Below are 14,476 nucleotides of genomic sequence, written 5' to 3'. Positions count from 1 at the left end.
ATTTGTTTGTTCAAAGTTTTGTTCAGTTTTCAATGTGCTACGCCTTTAAGGCAACTCATTTAGTTTAGCAAGCTCATCAACTTTTGTCAACGACTTTTTTCAACTATTTTTTAAGTTAACCTTTCCCAAAACATTTAAAAATGCCGGTTCCAGCGTGTTCCTCTTGTGAAGAACAATAACTAGTATACCGGCATTAACAGGTGGAGTCAACTGTTTTTTAGAAAAAATCTAAGACACGAATTTTAATTTGTTAAGAGCAAACCACCTGTTGATAAAGCGATTAAAAATAAAAGTTATCAACACAATGTTCGTTTTTTTACTCAGATTCATTATCTGAATCAAACGATGTAAAAGTGGAAGGTTGTATCGTCGTCAACAATTCCCTTAAATCATCTGCACTTTTAAACTGCAAATCATCCGACAATTGGTCTTCAACAGCTCGGTGGTCTTCCACATGGAAAGAATATAATGGTTCTCCTACACCGTCACTTCCCTGAACGGAAGCTAATTCGCCCAACCGCCAGTCATCAAAGTTCTTAATACCAACCTTGCTAAAGGCTTCCAAAATCGTTCCAAGGGAAGTCTTTTCGTTGCGATGATGAACCTTAACCGTCAAAAACTGGTCTTGGTTCCCTTGGCTTTGAACCAAAAAATAAGGAATATCTTGGTCATAAGCAATTACTGTTGCAGCTACCATTGTCATCTTGTCACCTCAGCTAATTCTTTCCTTGGCTTCTTCTACCCATCCCGGCAAGGCTAAAGCAATTGGCTCAAAGCCATAATCCAAATGGTAGTTTGTCCAAAAGCGACGACGGACATTCGTATTTTTAATGATTGGCGTATCTTTTAAGGCCATTAATTCAACTTGGCGCAAGGATAGTGAAATCTTACCAGTGTACTGGTCGATATCTAAGACAACCACTTTGACCTCATCACCAACTTTTAATTCGCCATGCAAGTCTTTGACAATTCCAGACTTAAATTCTGAAATATGTACCAAGCCCTGGGTATGGTCATCTAACATGATGAAGCCACCGTAGGGCTGGATACCGGTAACTTTACCGGTGACTAATTGTCCAATATGGTATTCCATCTTCTAGGTTCCTCTATGGCTATTATAACAAACAAGATATAAAAAAGAGTTCTTTACTAATTAGTAAAGAACAACTTTTTCAATCACAACATCTTCTAATGGACGGTCAGCAAAGTCGGCTTGGACCTTGGCAATCTTATCAACAACATCCATTCCAGCAACCACTTGGCCAAAGACCGTGTGCTTACCATCAAGCCATGGTGTCCCACCGTTTTCTTGGTAGGCAGCTTGGATTTCTTCTGGCAATCCAGCTAAAGCTGGCTTCATTTGCTTGGGAAATTGACTTGCTTGCACGATAAAGAACTGTGAGCCGTTCGTATTTGGTCCCGCATTAGCCATTGATAAGGCTCCGCGTAAGTTAAATAAGTCATCAGAGAATTCATCTTTAAATGGCTTACCCCAAATACTTTCGCCACCACGGCCAGAACCATCAGGGTCTCCACCTTGAATCATGAATTCAGGGATAACACGGTGAAAGATAACACCATCATAGTAGCCATCTTTTGCGTGCGTCAAAAAGTTTTCAACAGTCTTCGGTGCTTGGTCTGCAAACAAAACCAAGTCAATATCGCCTTGGTTCGTTTGGATTGTGACCTGACGGTCATCTTTTTTGGCAGTTAACTGAGGAAATTCAACCATCTTATTCCCCTTCGTCTTGGACAACTGGGTTGATGACAACATCACCAGCTTCGATTTCTTCCAAAGCTTGTCCAACAGACTTGTTTGAATCGAACTTTACTTGTGTTGCTGGCAAACCGGCATCCAATTCACGGGCGCGCTTTGATGCCAAGGCAATCAACTTATAACGCGAGTCAACTTGTTCTAATAATTTATCAACGGATGGGTACAATAACATGACTTACTCCTCTTAATCCTTCTAATTAAATCTTATCAATAAAGCGGTTAACCTTTAACCGTTCGGCAGTAATAATCGCCTTGATTCGGTCAACAGCATTTTCAACAACGTCGTTTTCAACAGCGTAGTTGTAATTAATCATCTTTTTCAATTCATCTCGGGCAGCTTCAACTCGCTTGTTGATCACTTCAGGTGAATCAGTGCCACGACCTTCAAGGCGTGACCGCAAGTTTTGAATATCTGGTGGTGTCAAAAAGATGTAAACACCTTCTGGCATCTTTGACTTAACTTGCAAGGCCCCTTGGACATCAATTTCTAGGAAAACATCACGGCCAGAAGCCAAGGTTTCGTCGATGAACGATCGAGGAGTACCATAGTAATTACCAACGTACTCAGCGTATTCCAGCATATCACCAGCTTGAATCTTTTCTTCAAACTGTTCCCGACTAACAAAGAAATAATCTTGTCCGTCGACTTCACCAACCCGTGGCTTACGCGTTGTTGCCGAAATCGAGTAGCGAAAATCGACGTCATCATCTTCAAAGATTGCTTTTCGAACCGTTCCCTTACCAACACCTGATGGGCCAGATAAAACGATTAATAAACCACGTTGTGCCATTATATTCCTCTTTAATTAAAATCTACTAGATACCAGTATTTTACCAGTTTTAAGCCCTTATTTCAATCCATCTTTATCGGTTGAACAAACCGTTTTTCAAACAACTTTTTCCCTTTTGTTCGGTCATCAGAATCTTTGTTCGCCTAGCCAAATAAATGTGGATAAACGCTATTAAAACAACGTTTTATCCACCCTTGATGAAAATTTAACCATTCAAAACCCTTGCATTTAAGAACATTTGTTCGTATACTAGAGTCAACAGTTAAAGGAGGCGGCATCATGCAACTTAATCTTGAAAGCCAAGCCAACTACAATCAAATCTTCCAACAAGGCAAGCGTGCTTTTAAGCGGCTACGCCATCATTTTTCAGTGGTGCCCTTAAAACACCAACAAAGCACTGATGAATTAATCTACCGTTTGGAACTTGCTATCAACCTTGGTAAGCCCGTTGCCGTTCAGATGAACTACGGCTTTGACCAAGAAGATATCCAAGACTTCTACGGTGTCGTATCTCAGACAGATGCTGGTGTCCTTTTGTTAGAAGACAAGAGCAGTCGGCAATTACACCAATTGAGTCCTGAATTAGTTCGGCATATTTCATTTAGCTAATTAATTAAAAAAACAAAAAAGAGTTGAGAACAAAGTTCTCAACTCTTTTTTTAACGTTCTTATTTACTTTGACTTTCCAGCAAAGCTTCTACCTTACCCAAGTCCAACTTGGCTAACAAGGTATTCAAAGCAGCAATATCGAGGTAGTGGTCGACACCAATTAAGTCGGCCTGGAATTTTTTACCGTGGTCAACAGCCTTCTTGTCGGCCAAAAAACCAATATAACGACTAATTTCACCACCAAGTCCATCCAACGAATCCCAGACTGGTGCCCAATAATCCATTAAGTCTTCTTTAACAAAGGTGGCAACTAGGTTAGCCGTCCAGTCACGGTGACTGACATTGAATTTCTCTGCCAAGCCACGGTGAAGACTAGTCAACATGGCAACTTCCTGGTCAGAAACGACCCCCTTTGTCGAAGTTTTTTGAAAAGTGGCCACCATTCGGTCACCAAAGTCCACTTCTTCTTGGATAACATCTGCTGGCAATGTTTTGTCAGCCGGCTTAGCTGTCGCCTTTGATAAGGCAGGCATTGTCACAGCCAAGCCGCGGTAAACCTCTTGGATAGTTGCCAAGTCAAAGTCATCGTCGTCGCCATTTTGCTGTAAGAACTTAAACTGCAAGTCATCAATGGCTGAACCGCCAGACATTAATTTGGCAACATCTTGCCCTTGGAAACGGAAGTAATTAACAGCAAGGACTGTTCGAATAATCATCTTCCAGAAGTTTAGGTCAAACTTGGTGGTTTTAACACCATACCGTGGTGAGACCTGACCTTCTTTGGCCAAGAAGACTTGGATGTCGTACAAAACGGGTACAAGCAAAATAAAGTACCGCCAGTCACGGTCAGATGACTGGACCAGCGTTGCTTGCATCGCTTCGTTTAAGTTGACAATCACCCGTTGGTCACTCGTAAAGGCAGAAAAATTCTGCTGAACCATTGTAGCGATTAAGTCATCTAAGAAAAATGAAGCTACTTCAAAAACTTCATTTTCATACTGGTTTTGTTTAGTTAAGAAGAACCGAGCCCGCAAGAAACCAGCGAATTCGTTATAGTCAAATGGGTCAAGCTTCTTGGATTCACGGAATTTTTGAGTTTGGTTACGGTGCTTCAGCGCTTTAATTTGAGCAGATTTTCCTTGCTTCAAAATGATCTCCTTTAGATACTGAGGTCTAATTGGTAGCGACCGTGGCCAAATTCCTTCAGTTTAAACTGAAAAATTTGTTCCTGACGGTCTAATTCTGGGGTCATCACCTTGGCCTGAATGCTGCCTTCTAATTCAGCAATTTCAATTGCCTGGTTAATGGCAGACATCACTGGGGCAAAACTCTTTGGGTCAGCTGAGGCGTAAAATAAATCAGCATTCCCGTAGGTATTTGACCGGCGGGCGAGGTTGACTGAGACCTTAAAGCGGTTGGCTTCAAAGATTAAGTGGTTATAGTTAAAATCGCGCGCATATAAGAAGAGGGCTGATAAAAATTCACCAGCTGGGTACTTTTCTTTTGGCATGTTGGTATCCTTTTAAAAATTAATTACTTGTCCACAGTTTAACGCAATGTGACGATGGTTGCACCATCCCCACCCGCATTAGCAGAAGCAAAGTGGAATTCTTTCACTCGACGGTCAGACCGCAAGAACTGAGTCACACCCTGACGCAAGGCCCCGGTTCCCTTCCCGTGAATAATTTCAACGGAGGACAGGTTGGCCAAAACGACCGTATCCAAGTAACGGTCCAAGTCAACCAAGGCCGCTTCATAGCGCACACCACGCAAATCAAGCTTGGCTTGAACTCGGCCGGTGGCAGAACCAGCCGCACTGGTTTTTTGGACTTTCTTTTTCTTGGCCTTTTGCTTTTCTTTTTGGGCGTTGGCGGTTGCTTCGGTCTTCTTGAGGTCATCTTCATCAACTAACATTTTCAAAATGCCAAGTTGCACTTCCCACTGACCGTTCTTATGCTTTTTAACCAAGGTTCCTTGCTGACCATAAGATTGAACAACGACTTCATCCCCGGCTGCCAAAACCTTGGCTTTTTTAGCCTTTTGCAAGATTTTATTCTTTTCCAAAGAATCAGCCTGGTGCAAAGCGGCAATTGCCTGCTTTTGCTTTTGTAAGTCTTGTTCAGACAGACCCTGGGTCTGGCCACCAGCTAACCGTTCCTTCCGGATTGATGCGATTAACTGTTCGGCCTCTTTCTTAGTCTTAGCAACTAGGTGGTTTGCCTCGTTCTTGGCATCAAGCATGACCTTGGCCTGATTTTGTTCAAGTTTTAACCGCTGAGCAGTCAGGTCTTCTTCTTTATGATCAACTGACTTTTGCTTATCTGCCAAAGTCTGACGCTCATCCTTTACCGCCTGACGCTGGTCGACCAAGTCTTGAATCATCCGGTTCAAGTTTTGGTCTTCTGGGTGAACCATCGTCTTGGCATCGTTAATCAAATCTTGGTCAAAACCAAGCCGGTCAACAATCGCCAAGGCATTTGACTGGCCCGGTACTCCAATCAAGAGCTGGTAAGTTGGTTGCAAGCTTTCCACATCAAAGACCATGGAGGCGTTTTCGGTTTGGTCACGGTCATATCCATAAAGCTTTAACTCAGGGTAGTGGGTCGTTGCGATGGTTTTAGCTTGCAAATCTTTGGTCCTGTCCAGGATGGCCATCGCCAAAGCGGCCCCTTCTTGTGGGTCAGTCCCGGCACCAAGTTCATCAAAAATTACAAGTGACTTTTGATTGGTTTGCTGCAAAATGCCCTTGATATTGGCCATATGGGATGAGAAGGTTGATAGGTTTTGTTCAATCGACTGTTCATCCCCAATATCTGCAAAGATTTCCTCAAAGACACCAACTGTCGATGGCCGCCCGGTTGTAATAAAGAGTCCGGACTGGGCCAAGAGTTGTAAGAGCCCCAAGGTCTTAATTGTGATGGTTTTTCCACCCGTGTTGGGTCCAGTGATAATCAATGTTTGGTAATCAATACCAAGACGAATATCGTTTTTAACGGCGACCGATTCCTTAATTAAGGGGTGCCAAGCCCGGAGTAATTCCACTGACCGGTCCTCGGATAGGTTTGGTGCCTGTGCGTTTTGGGCCTTGGCTAACCGGGCCTTAGCATTAGCAAAGTCAAGCTGGCCCAAAATTTTAGCATTTTCAACCAAGTCTTCACTGTGGTCTGCTAAGTCTAATGACAATTCCGCCAAAATTCGGTCCTCTTCTGCCCGTTCTTGGACATGGAGTTCCGACCATTGGTTGGCCAAGTCGACCACAACCTGTGGCTCGATGTAATAAGTTTGCCCACTTTGACTCTGGTCGTGAACTACACCAGGAATTTGGTGGCGGTATTCCGCCTTAACTGGCAAAACATAGCGGTCCGACCGTCTAGTAATAATTGGCTCTGACAAATACTGGGCCGACTTTCCCCGGGTATAAGACTGCAGCTTTTGCCGGATGGCATTTTCATGACCAACTAAGCGGCGGCGAATACTAGCCAAAGTCGAAGAGGCCCCGTCTAAGACCAGGCCGGTTTCATCAATTGCCTCTTGAACCTGCTTGGTTAACTCTGGTAAAGTCGTCAATCCCTGGGCCGTTTGGTACAGGTGGGCAACCGAGTCAACGAGGTCTTCGTCTGCTAGCGTTTCAAAAAAATGGGTAATCGCAGCCGTTGCCGTCAAAACCTTGGCTAGGCTAACAATTTCGGTTCCATTTAAACTGGCCTGGATTTCCAAGCGACGAATTTGCTCATCAATCGCAACTAAGTCAGGGAGAAGTAAACCACCCTTTAAACGGTCAATTAAGACCGCTTCATTCGTTTCTTGCAGCCAAGCGGAAACTTGGTCAAAGTCAGAAGAAGGTACTAAGTCATCAACCAAGGCCTTTCCCTGGGCAGTCTGCACATATGGATACAGGTCATTTTTAACCTTATCGTATTCAAGTGTTTGCAAAACTTTTTTGTTCATACTAAATTAAATCCTTTAAATGTTATAGCCACCACTGATAGATTTTATTCGAAAAGACTGGAAAGTTATCTAAGAAGTGGTTTAAAATCGTGTTTTGATTCAGCTGAACTTGTAACCATGAATTTGGCCAAACCGACAGCACCTGTAAAATAAAAAACGACATTACTAAGCCTAGGGCCAAATAGGCTAGGCCACCTAAGATTCCGTCTAACCAACCTAGGATTGGTACCCGTCGAATAAAGTGAATCGGCCGCAAAATCATCCGACTCACAATTGAACCAACCAGCATAATCACCATGAAGGCCAGGCCGGACGAAAGAAATTGACTACCCTCTCGTGAAACAGACGTTGGCACGTCAGGTCGTGAGAACTGACCGGAAATAAAGTTGGAAAAGACTTCGGCTAACGGCTTTGACAAAACAGTTGCGATGTAAAAAACAAGTGCCCACAGTACCGTTCGGGCAATGACGTGAACGACTCCTTCTCGGTAACCCCGGTAGGCCATAATCGCTACAAATAAGATAAAAATAATTAATAATGTCATGGTGGTCCTCTTTATCGTCAGGCCTTCAAAATCGCTGGCAAAATGAATAGTTAATCTTATTAATTATACCATTAAAACTGCTATAATTAACTGGTGAAAACGTTCTTTCAAGGGGGACTAATGACAACTGTTTTAAAACTGACAACTGCTCAAATTAAAGAGATGCAAAAGCACTACCTAAAAAACATGGAAGCCAAGTTTCCACCCTATTCACTTTTTTCCACAAAAAAAGATGGGGTGACAATTACGGCCTACCAATCCGGCAAAGTGATGTTTCAAGGAAACAATAGTGACCATGAGGCCAAGTTGTGGGATAAGGATTCAGCCACAGGTAAGGCACCCAGTTCGAAGGTGGCACCCAAACCAACACCCACTGTAAAGGCCAGCTCCCACCATAAGTCCCAACCTGGTGATACCCTACCAAGAGACTTTGGCTCCTGGTCAGTGATTGGGTCTGACGAAGTTGGTGCCGGAGCCTACTTTGGCCCACTGACAACTGCGGCTGTCTACGTTTCAAGGGAAAACCATGCCTGGGTTAAAAGCCTTGGAATTGCTGATTCCAAAACCTTAACCGATGCTAAAATCCGGCAAATCGCTCAACAAATCATTGAGCGCTTGCCCCACCACGTCGTCAATTTGAACCCGGCCAAGTATAACGAACTCCAACAATCCGGTCAAAACATTGTGGCCCAGAAAGCCCTTTCTCACAACTTTGTTTTAAAAGCAGTCCAAGAAAAGATTGCACCAACCAAGGCTGATGCAATTTTAATTGACCAATTCGTTGTTGAAAAATCTTACTTCCGCTACTTAACAAAGAATCACCAAACAAGAGCCAACGCTAAGACTTACTTCTCAACCAAGGGCGAAACTTTTCACCTTGCTGTTGCCGCAGCTTCCATTTTAGCCCGGTATGTCGAACTACTTTCGATGGAAGAATTAAGCAAAGAAGTCGGTGTAACTTTGCCAATCGGTGCTGGTAAAAGCGTCGATCAAATCACTGCGACCTTGATTAAAAAAGGAGTAAACCTCTCAAAATACGCTAAGGTTCATTTTGCTAATACTCAAAAAGCTGAAAAAATTGCTGGAAAAAAAGCCCGGTACTAAAATCGTGCCCGGCCAAAACAGATAAAAGTAAAAGCCACTGATCAACATCAGTGGCTTTTTTGAAACTTATTTTACGGACAAGTCTTGTTCTTTTAACTCGATATCCTGGTTAGCTGAATCGTCACGGTCAGCTACCCGGTCGGCCAAGTTTTCCTTAGTAGCATCCAAAGAAGCTTTGGCTTGGTCAGCATAATCAACTAACCGGTCTTCTAATTGGTCCACCACAATCCGGGCTTGGTCTTTGACATCGTCAAAGGCATCCTTCAAGGCTGCCTTTTGCTCAGGCTTCAAGGACTTGTATGCGGCAGTCACACCTGCAGCAAACAAAAAACCTGCTAATACTCGTTTTGCTTTCGCCATTGAAAAGCTCCTTTATTTTTTTGACTTTTTATCTTTGGAAGAGAAGAGGTTGAAGACCTTTGATAGTGCAAAGGTCGCCCCAGTTTTTGAAACAGTACCGAGTCCTGACATCTTTGAAGCACTCTTTTGGACAGAAGTATTCAAATCCGAAACGGTCTTAGACAAGTCTGCCGCAGCCTGAACGGTCACATCCAAAGTCGCCATCTTATCATTGACGTCATCCAACAAGATATTCGTATTAGCCAAAACCTCATTAGTTGACCGGGTCAACGTGTCGATGTTCGTGGTAATGATACTCGTTGACCGAGTCAACCGCATCAAGAAAATGCCAATAAAAACCACTAGCAACAAAAATGCTAGGGCAAAAATCAAAAGTGATAATTCTCCAACGCTCATATCTTCCTCCTCGTTAATTTTCTAATCTGTAATTGTCTTTTATTGTAGCAGACTTCACCTATTAATTCAGCTATCTGACAATTTCGTAACAAAAAAAGCCCCTAGGGGCTTTTAATTTAACGGGCGTAATCAACTGACCGTGTTTCACGAACGACGGTAACTTTAACATGCCCTGGATATTCGAGTTGTTCTTCAACCTCTGACTTAATGTCATGGGCCAAGACCGTTGCTTGAATATCAGAAACCTTGGATGGTTCAACAATCACGCGAACCTCGCGACCTGCTTGGATAGCATAGGCCGACTTAACACCTTGGTAATTATCAGCAATTGTTTCCAAATCGGTCAAACGCTGGACGTAATTTTCCAGCGATTCTGACCGGGCACCCGGCCGGGCGGCAGAAATAGCATCGGCCGCAGCCACCAAGTCAGCCAGTGGTGAAATTGCTTCTGTATCGCCGTGGTGGGCGGCAATTGCATTCACAATCACAGGCTTTTCCTGGTACTTTTCAGCAATGCGGACACCCAATTCAACGTGGGAGCCTTCCACTTCTGCATCAATCGCTTTTCCAATATCGTGCAAGAGACCAGCACGCTTTGCTTGTGCAACATCCATTTTAAATTCAGCAGCAATCAAGCCGGCAATCTTCGCCACTTCAACTGAGTGTTGTAGAACGTTTTGCCCATATGATGTTCGGTAATTCATCCGACCAATCAACTTGATCACATCTGGGTGAAGACCACGCAAGTTGAGTTCAAAGACGGCCTCTTCTCCCTTTTGACGGATGTTTTCATCCATCTGCTGGCGGGCCTTTTCAACTGCTTCTTCGATCTTAGCTGGGTTAATCCGTCCATCTGCAATCAACGCGTCTAAGGCATTTTTTGCGATTTGGCGACGGAGTGGGTCAAACCCTGACAAGACCACCGATTCCGGCGTATCATCAATAATTAAATCAATTCCAGTTAAGGCTTCAAGTGTCCGAATATTACGACCTTCACGTCCAATAATCCGGCCCTTCATATCCTCGTTAGGCAAGTTAACAACTGATACTGTCACATCAGAAACAGTATCGGCTGCAGAACGCTGAATCGCCTCCACTACTAGGTTTCGTGCCCGGCGCTCTCCTTCACTCTTGGCATCGATTTCATATTCTTGAATCAAGCTAGCTCGCTCACGATCCAACTTGGCCTTGGTCTGAGACAAAATCGTCTCTTTGGCCTGGTCATGAGTTAAACCAGCAATTTCTTGGAGCTTGTCTTCTTGGGCAGCCAACTTATCGTTAGCAGCCTGGGCTTTTTTCTCAGCTTCGTCCAAATTTTCTTGAACTTGGCCTTCCTTTTGAATCAAGGAAGCATCCCGCTGGTTCAAAGTGGCATCTTTTTGATCGAGCGTATCAATCCGGTCTTGAAGGCGGCTTTCTTGGGCCTCAACCTTAGCTGTCCGACCAGCAAGTGACTCTTCCATCTCTTGTCGGTACTTCTGGGCCAAGTCTTTGGCATCCACCTCGGCATCCCGCTTGATACCTCTCGCTTCATCGTTTGCTTGTTTTAAAATGTTTGCTGCAACCTGCTTGGCGCTATTCAATCGTGCCTTATCTAAGGCGTTTTTAACAAAATAGCCACCAGCCAAGCCGATTATTACGGCAAAGAGTGCTGAAATAATTAAGATACTCATCGTATTTTACTTCCTTTCAGCCGTGAAATATTTTCAATTCACAACTCTAGTATAGACAATTATTGTCACTTGGTCAATCTGCGAAAAGACGGCTATTTCAGCCATTTTATAATACAAAAATAAGAAAAAAGACTGATAAATGAGCCTTTTACAAAAATATTACCAATAAAAAAGTAGGTAAAATTAATGACTAATTTTTTTAAGAAAGTCATTATTTCAAACCTACTTTTGAATTATTTTTTAAAACGACGGTTTAAGTCGCGCTCTTGGTCCCGCTTTTTAATGGTTTGGCGCTTATCATACTGTTTTTTTCCGCGACCAACACCGATTAAAACTTTTGCAAAACCATGTTTTAAGTAGACCTTCAGCGGTACTACTGTTACTCCAGCTTCCTTGGCTAAAACATTAAGCCGAGCAATTTGCTTTTTATGTAAAAGCAAGACCCGGTTCCTTAATGGGTCAACATTAAACTGGTTCCCGTTTTCATAGGCAGCAATATGAACATTGGTTAAAATTGCTTGACCATCATTGACGGTAACAAAGCCATCCCCAATCGTAATTTGACCAGCTCGGACTGACTTAATCTCCGTTCCGGTCAACACCACGCCAGCTTCTAACGTTTCTTCAATGCTGTAATTAAAGCGAGCCTTACGGTTTTGGGCGAGCGGTGGGAGCTGGTCTGTTTTTTTCTTTTTACCGGCCATTTAGCAAGGCTCCTTTCAACTTTAAATAAACCGTAATTGGTCGTATCCGGTCAAATTAAGACCGCTTATTAAGCGTAAAGCTGTGACCGTTGCGGTTACCATTATTTTGGCCACTACGGCGGTTTTCACCTGAACGGTTGCCTTGGCCCCGATGACCATTTGTAGAACCATGGTTAGACCGCGATTCTCCTTGGCCCCGATGACCAGAACCCCGGCGGTTGCCTTGGATGCCTTGCCCATGGCGGCGGTTATGACCACCTTGGCCTTGACGACCATCTTTGTCACGGCCGTTGCCATTTCCTCGACCGCGTCCACGGCCGCCACGGCTACCAAACTTACCATGACTTTGCTGTGGGACTCTAATATCAGTCGTTGGCGCATCTTCAGGGTTAGTCAAAATAAAGTCAACCGTTGACTCTTCCTTATTAGCCCGCAAGACTTTAACTTTAACTTTTTGGCCAATTTGGAAAATGTGGTGCTTTGACCGGCCAATCAAGGCCGCATGCTTATCATCAAACTCATAATGGTCGTCAGTCAAGTTTGAAATGTGAACCAGACCTTCAACCGTGTTATCCAAGGAAACAAAGAGACCAAACTTCAAGGCAGCGTTGACCACCCCTTCAAACTCCATACCAACCTTGTCTTCCATGTACTCAGCCTTCTTCATGGCATCGACAAGGCGTTCCGTATCAATCGACCGGCGTTCACGGGTTGAGGTATCTTCTCCAATTTGGCCCAAGACAGAGGCATACTTTTCTTGGGCAGCCTTACCAGTCCCATTTTGCTCGTACCACTTAATCAAGCGGTGGACGGTCAAGTCGGGGTAACGACGGATTGGCGAAGTAAAGTGGGTATAGTATTCAGCACCCAGGCCAAAGTGGCCAAGCGGTTCTGGTGAATACTTGGCCTGTTTCATCGCCCGCAGCATCATCGTTGAAATCATTTGCTCGGCCGGATCACCCTGCAAGCTATTCATCAACGACTGCAACATCATTGGCGTTACCTTGGCTGGGTCTCCCTGAACCGGGTGGCCCAATGTTTTGGCAAACTCAAAGAAAGACTGGGCCCGGTCTTCGTCTGGCACTTCGTGAATTCGGTACAGGAATGGTACCTTTAACTTATCGAAGTGTTCAGCAATCGTTTCGTTGGCAGCTAACATAAAGGATTCAATCATCCGTTCAGCCGTGCCACGTTCACGGACAACCACATCAATGGCCTTACCGTTTTCATCAACAACGATTGAGGCTTCGGGCGTGTCAAATTCAATTGCCCCCCGCTTAGCCCGTTTTTTATACAAAATATCGTGTAATTGTCCCATTTCTTCAAACATTGGGACTAGGCCACTGTATTCTTCCCGGGTTGTCGCGTCACCTGCCAAAATTTCATTCACAGCCGTATAAGTCATCCGGGCATGGGACTTGATGACTGACTGGTGGATGTCATGGGCAACAATTTCACCCTTGGCATTGATTTCCATTTCAACGGACATAGCCAGACGGATAACATCTGGGTTCAATGAGGCAATCCCGTTTGACAGCTTTTGCGGCAGCATTGGAATTACTCGGTCAGTCAAATAAACCGAAGTTCCGCGGTTATAGGCCTCTTGATCAATCGCTGACCCAGGACGGACATAATGGGAAACATCAGCGATGTGGACACCAAGGTGGTAGTTACCATTATCCTTTTTCCAAACCACGACGGCATCATCAATATCCTTAGTATCCGCTCCATCGATTGTCACCAATGGCTGGTCAGTGGCATCCACCCGTCCCTGCCATTCGTCTTTTTGGACTTCATTTGGAATCGCGTCAGCTTCAGCCATGACTTCGTCAGGGAAGTGGTTAGGTACCTTCTTATTTTCAACGATTTGCATGATATCCATGCCAGGTTCGTTTTCATAACCCAAGATCTGGGTAACTTCTACTACTAATTGCTTAGGGTGGATGGCATCAGCAAAGCGCTTGACGTTGGCAACAACAACTTGCCCATCGTGCAAGTCAATCCCATCAGTGGCACCGGCAACTAAGACCTGGTAAGATCCAGCTTTCTTATCGTTTAAACGGATTTGACCCAAAGCATCTTTTTGCTGAGACCCGGACGTATAAATTCCAACCAACCGTGAAAAGGCGTGGTCAATAATTTCTTCGACCTTTCCTTCTGGTCCCCGGTCCTCGGATTGAGCTGGCTTCACCATCGAAACTCGGACCGTATCGCCCTGCATGGCCTGGCCAGTATTGTCTGGGGCGACAAAGTAGTCTGGGGCAGTCTCATCGTAGCGGACAAAGCCAAAGCCTTTGTCGTTCGCCTTAAATTCACCGATTACTTCGCCACTAGCTTCTTGAAACTGGTAGGCCCCATTGTCATCTTTTTTGGCAGCATGGTTTTGAACCATTTGTTCCAAGACGCTAACAACCTGCCGGTAAGAACTCGCATCTTCTAGGCGTAATCCATCGGCTAAGTTTTGGGCAGTGAAACTCTGGGCCCGGTTAGCCCTCATAAAGCCTTCAATTTGCTCTTTTAATTGCTTAATTTCCATTAGTTCTAATCAACTCCTAAATTCGAGTAAATAA

16 protein-coding genes are annotated in these 14,476 nt (G+C 44.3%); 2 read left to right on the top strand and 14 right to left on the bottom strand.

Annotated elements, in window-relative coordinates; genetic code table 11:
* Positions 1-316 precede the first annotated feature (316 nt).
* From AC5162_RS03085 to gmk, 5 genes are read right to left on the bottom strand one after another with little or no spacing between them, the layout of a single operon-like run.
* Entirely contained in the window at positions 317-703 is a 387-nt protein-coding gene (locus AC5162_RS03085) for a hypothetical protein (protein ID WP_496533781.1), read from the bottom strand.
* Between the two features lie 9 nt (positions 704-712).
* Positions 713-1,093: a CvfD/Ygs/GSP13 family RNA-binding post-transcriptional regulator gene (locus AC5162_RS03080; protein ID WP_496533780.1), complete on the bottom strand. Its 381-nt coding sequence runs from the start codon at positions 1,091-1,093 to the stop codon at positions 713-715.
* A 60-nt stretch (positions 1,094-1,153) separates the two neighbouring features.
* Positions 1,154-1,732, bottom strand: a complete 579-nt coding sequence (locus AC5162_RS03075) for a peptidylprolyl isomerase (protein WP_496533779.1) — start codon at positions 1,730-1,732, stop codon at positions 1,154-1,156.
* A 1-nt stretch (position 1,733) separates the two neighbouring features.
* Complete coding sequence (gene rpoZ / locus AC5162_RS03070; protein WP_496533778.1) at positions 1,734-1,949, bottom strand: DNA-directed RNA polymerase subunit omega; 216 nt, start codon at positions 1,947-1,949, stop codon at positions 1,734-1,736.
* 25 nt (positions 1,950-1,974) lie between these two features.
* A complete protein-coding gene (gene gmk, locus AC5162_RS03065; RefSeq protein ID WP_496533777.1) occupies positions 1,975-2,568 on the bottom strand; it encodes a guanylate kinase in 594 nt (197 codons plus the stop codon).
* Positions 2,569-2,847: 279 nt separating this feature from the next.
* On the opposite strand from gmk, the gene AC5162_RS03060 reads away from it, so the two are divergent.
* Positions 2,848-3,177 carry a hypothetical protein gene (locus AC5162_RS03060; RefSeq protein WP_496533776.1) on the top strand — a complete coding sequence of 110 codons (330 nt, stop codon included), beginning with the start codon at positions 2,848-2,850 and terminating at the stop codon, positions 3,175-3,177.
* A 59-nt stretch (positions 3,178-3,236) separates the two neighbouring features.
* Here AC5162_RS03060 and AC5162_RS03055 read toward each other — a convergent pair whose 3' ends face one another.
* The 4 genes from AC5162_RS03055 to AC5162_RS03040 are packed head-to-tail and all read right to left on the bottom strand — an operon-like array spanning position 3,237 to position 7,669.
* Positions 3,237-4,325 carry a metaphase chromosome protein 1 gene (locus AC5162_RS03055; RefSeq protein ID WP_496533775.1) on the bottom strand — a complete coding sequence of 363 codons (1,089 nt, stop codon included), beginning with the start codon at positions 4,323-4,325 and terminating at the stop codon, positions 3,237-3,239.
* A gap of 11 nt (positions 4,326-4,336) precedes the next feature.
* The gene (locus tag AC5162_RS03050) at positions 4,337-4,687 is read right to left on the bottom strand and encodes a hypothetical protein (RefSeq protein ID WP_496533774.1); all 351 of its coding nucleotides are present in this window, start codon (positions 4,685-4,687) and stop codon (positions 4,337-4,339) included.
* A 38-nt stretch (positions 4,688-4,725) separates the two neighbouring features.
* On the bottom strand, positions 4,726-7,125 hold the full coding sequence (locus tag AC5162_RS03045) for an endonuclease MutS2 (protein WP_496533773.1): 2,400 nt from the start codon (positions 7,123-7,125) through the stop codon (positions 4,726-4,728).
* A gap of 22 nt (positions 7,126-7,147) precedes the next feature.
* Positions 7,148-7,669, bottom strand: coding sequence for a CvpA family protein (locus AC5162_RS03040; RefSeq protein WP_496533772.1), 522 nt, complete (start codon positions 7,667-7,669; stop codon positions 7,148-7,150).
* A 120-nt stretch (positions 7,670-7,789) separates the two neighbouring features.
* Between AC5162_RS03040 and rnhC the strand changes: the two genes are divergently transcribed.
* A complete protein-coding gene (gene rnhC / locus AC5162_RS03035; protein ID WP_496533771.1) occupies positions 7,790-8,773 on the top strand; it encodes a ribonuclease HIII in 984 nt (327 codons plus the stop codon).
* A gap of 66 nt (positions 8,774-8,839) precedes the next feature.
* Here the strand turns inward: rnhC and AC5162_RS03030 are convergent, their stop codons facing one another.
* The 5 genes from AC5162_RS03030 to rnr all read right to left on the bottom strand — a co-directional run bounded on the left by AC5162_RS03030 (position 8,840) and on the right by rnr (position 14,442).
* Complete coding sequence (locus AC5162_RS03030; protein WP_496533770.1) at positions 8,840-9,133, bottom strand: hypothetical protein; 294 nt, start codon at positions 9,131-9,133, stop codon at positions 8,840-8,842.
* Positions 9,134-9,145: 12 nt separating this feature from the next.
* Positions 9,146-9,529: a DUF948 domain-containing protein gene (locus tag AC5162_RS03025; protein ID WP_496533769.1), complete on the bottom strand. Its 384-nt coding sequence runs from the start codon at positions 9,527-9,529 to the stop codon at positions 9,146-9,148.
* A 116-nt stretch (positions 9,530-9,645) separates the two neighbouring features.
* Positions 9,646-11,202: a ribonuclease Y gene (rny, locus tag AC5162_RS03020; RefSeq protein WP_496533768.1), complete on the bottom strand. Its 1,557-nt coding sequence runs from the start codon at positions 11,200-11,202 to the stop codon at positions 9,646-9,648.
* Between the two features lie 233 nt (positions 11,203-11,435).
* Positions 11,436-11,906 carry an SsrA-binding protein SmpB gene (gene smpB, locus AC5162_RS03015; RefSeq protein ID WP_496533767.1) on the bottom strand — a complete coding sequence of 157 codons (471 nt, stop codon included), beginning with the start codon at positions 11,904-11,906 and terminating at the stop codon, positions 11,436-11,438.
* A 55-nt stretch (positions 11,907-11,961) separates the two neighbouring features.
* Positions 11,962-14,442 carry a ribonuclease R gene (gene rnr, locus AC5162_RS03010; protein WP_496533766.1) on the bottom strand — a complete coding sequence of 827 codons (2,481 nt, stop codon included), beginning with the start codon at positions 14,440-14,442 and terminating at the stop codon, positions 11,962-11,964.
* Positions 14,443-14,476 lie beyond the last annotated feature (34 nt).

The organism is Fructobacillus sp. ChS1-6f1-1-27, assembly GCF_059579415.1.
This window is presented reverse-complemented; position numbering and strand designations above follow the sequence as displayed.

Excerpts from the sequence above, each read along its gene's own strand:
- AC5162_RS03085 (WP_496533781.1), bottom strand. The coding sequence starts at position 703 with ATGACAATGGTAGCTGCAACAGTAATTGCTTATGACCAAGATATTCCT.
- AC5162_RS03080 (WP_496533780.1), bottom strand. The coding sequence starts at position 1,093 with ATGGAATACCATATTGGACAATTAGTCACCGGTAAAGTTACCGGTATC.
- AC5162_RS03075 (WP_496533779.1), bottom strand. The coding sequence starts at position 1,732 with ATGGTTGAATTTCCTCAGTTAACTGCCAAAAAAGATGACCGTCAGGTC.
- rpoZ (WP_496533778.1), bottom strand. The coding sequence starts at position 1,949 with ATGTTATTGTACCCATCCGTTGATAAATTATTAGAACAAGTTGACTCG.
- gmk (WP_496533777.1), bottom strand. The coding sequence starts at position 2,568 with ATGGCACAACGTGGTTTATTAATCGTTTTATCTGGCCCATCAGGTGTT.
- AC5162_RS03060 (WP_496533776.1), top strand. The coding sequence starts at position 2,848 with ATGCAACTTAATCTTGAAAGCCAAGCCAACTACAATCAAATCTTCCAA.
- AC5162_RS03050 (WP_496533774.1), bottom strand. The coding sequence starts at position 4,687 with ATGCCAAAAGAAAAGTACCCAGCTGGTGAATTTTTATCAGCCCTCTTC.
- AC5162_RS03045 (WP_496533773.1), bottom strand. The coding sequence starts at position 7,125 with ATGAACAAAAAAGTTTTGCAAACACTTGAATACGATAAGGTTAAAAAT.
- AC5162_RS03040 (WP_496533772.1), bottom strand. The coding sequence starts at position 7,669 with ATGACATTATTAATTATTTTTATCTTATTTGTAGCGATTATGGCCTAC.
- rnhC (WP_496533771.1), top strand. The coding sequence starts at position 7,790 with ATGACAACTGTTTTAAAACTGACAACTGCTCAAATTAAAGAGATGCAA.
- AC5162_RS03030 (WP_496533770.1), bottom strand. The coding sequence starts at position 9,133 with ATGGCGAAAGCAAAACGAGTATTAGCAGGTTTTTTGTTTGCTGCAGGT.
- AC5162_RS03025 (WP_496533769.1), bottom strand. The coding sequence starts at position 9,529 with ATGAGCGTTGGAGAATTATCACTTTTGATTTTTGCCCTAGCATTTTTG.
- rny (WP_496533768.1), bottom strand. The coding sequence starts at position 11,202 with ATGAGTATCTTAATTATTTCAGCACTCTTTGCCGTAATAATCGGCTTG.
- smpB (WP_496533767.1), bottom strand. The coding sequence starts at position 11,906 with ATGGCCGGTAAAAAGAAAAAAACAGACCAGCTCCCACCGCTCGCCCAA.
- rnr (WP_496533766.1), bottom strand. The coding sequence starts at position 14,442 with ATGGAAATTAAGCAATTAAAAGAGCAAATTGAAGGCTTTATGAGGGCT.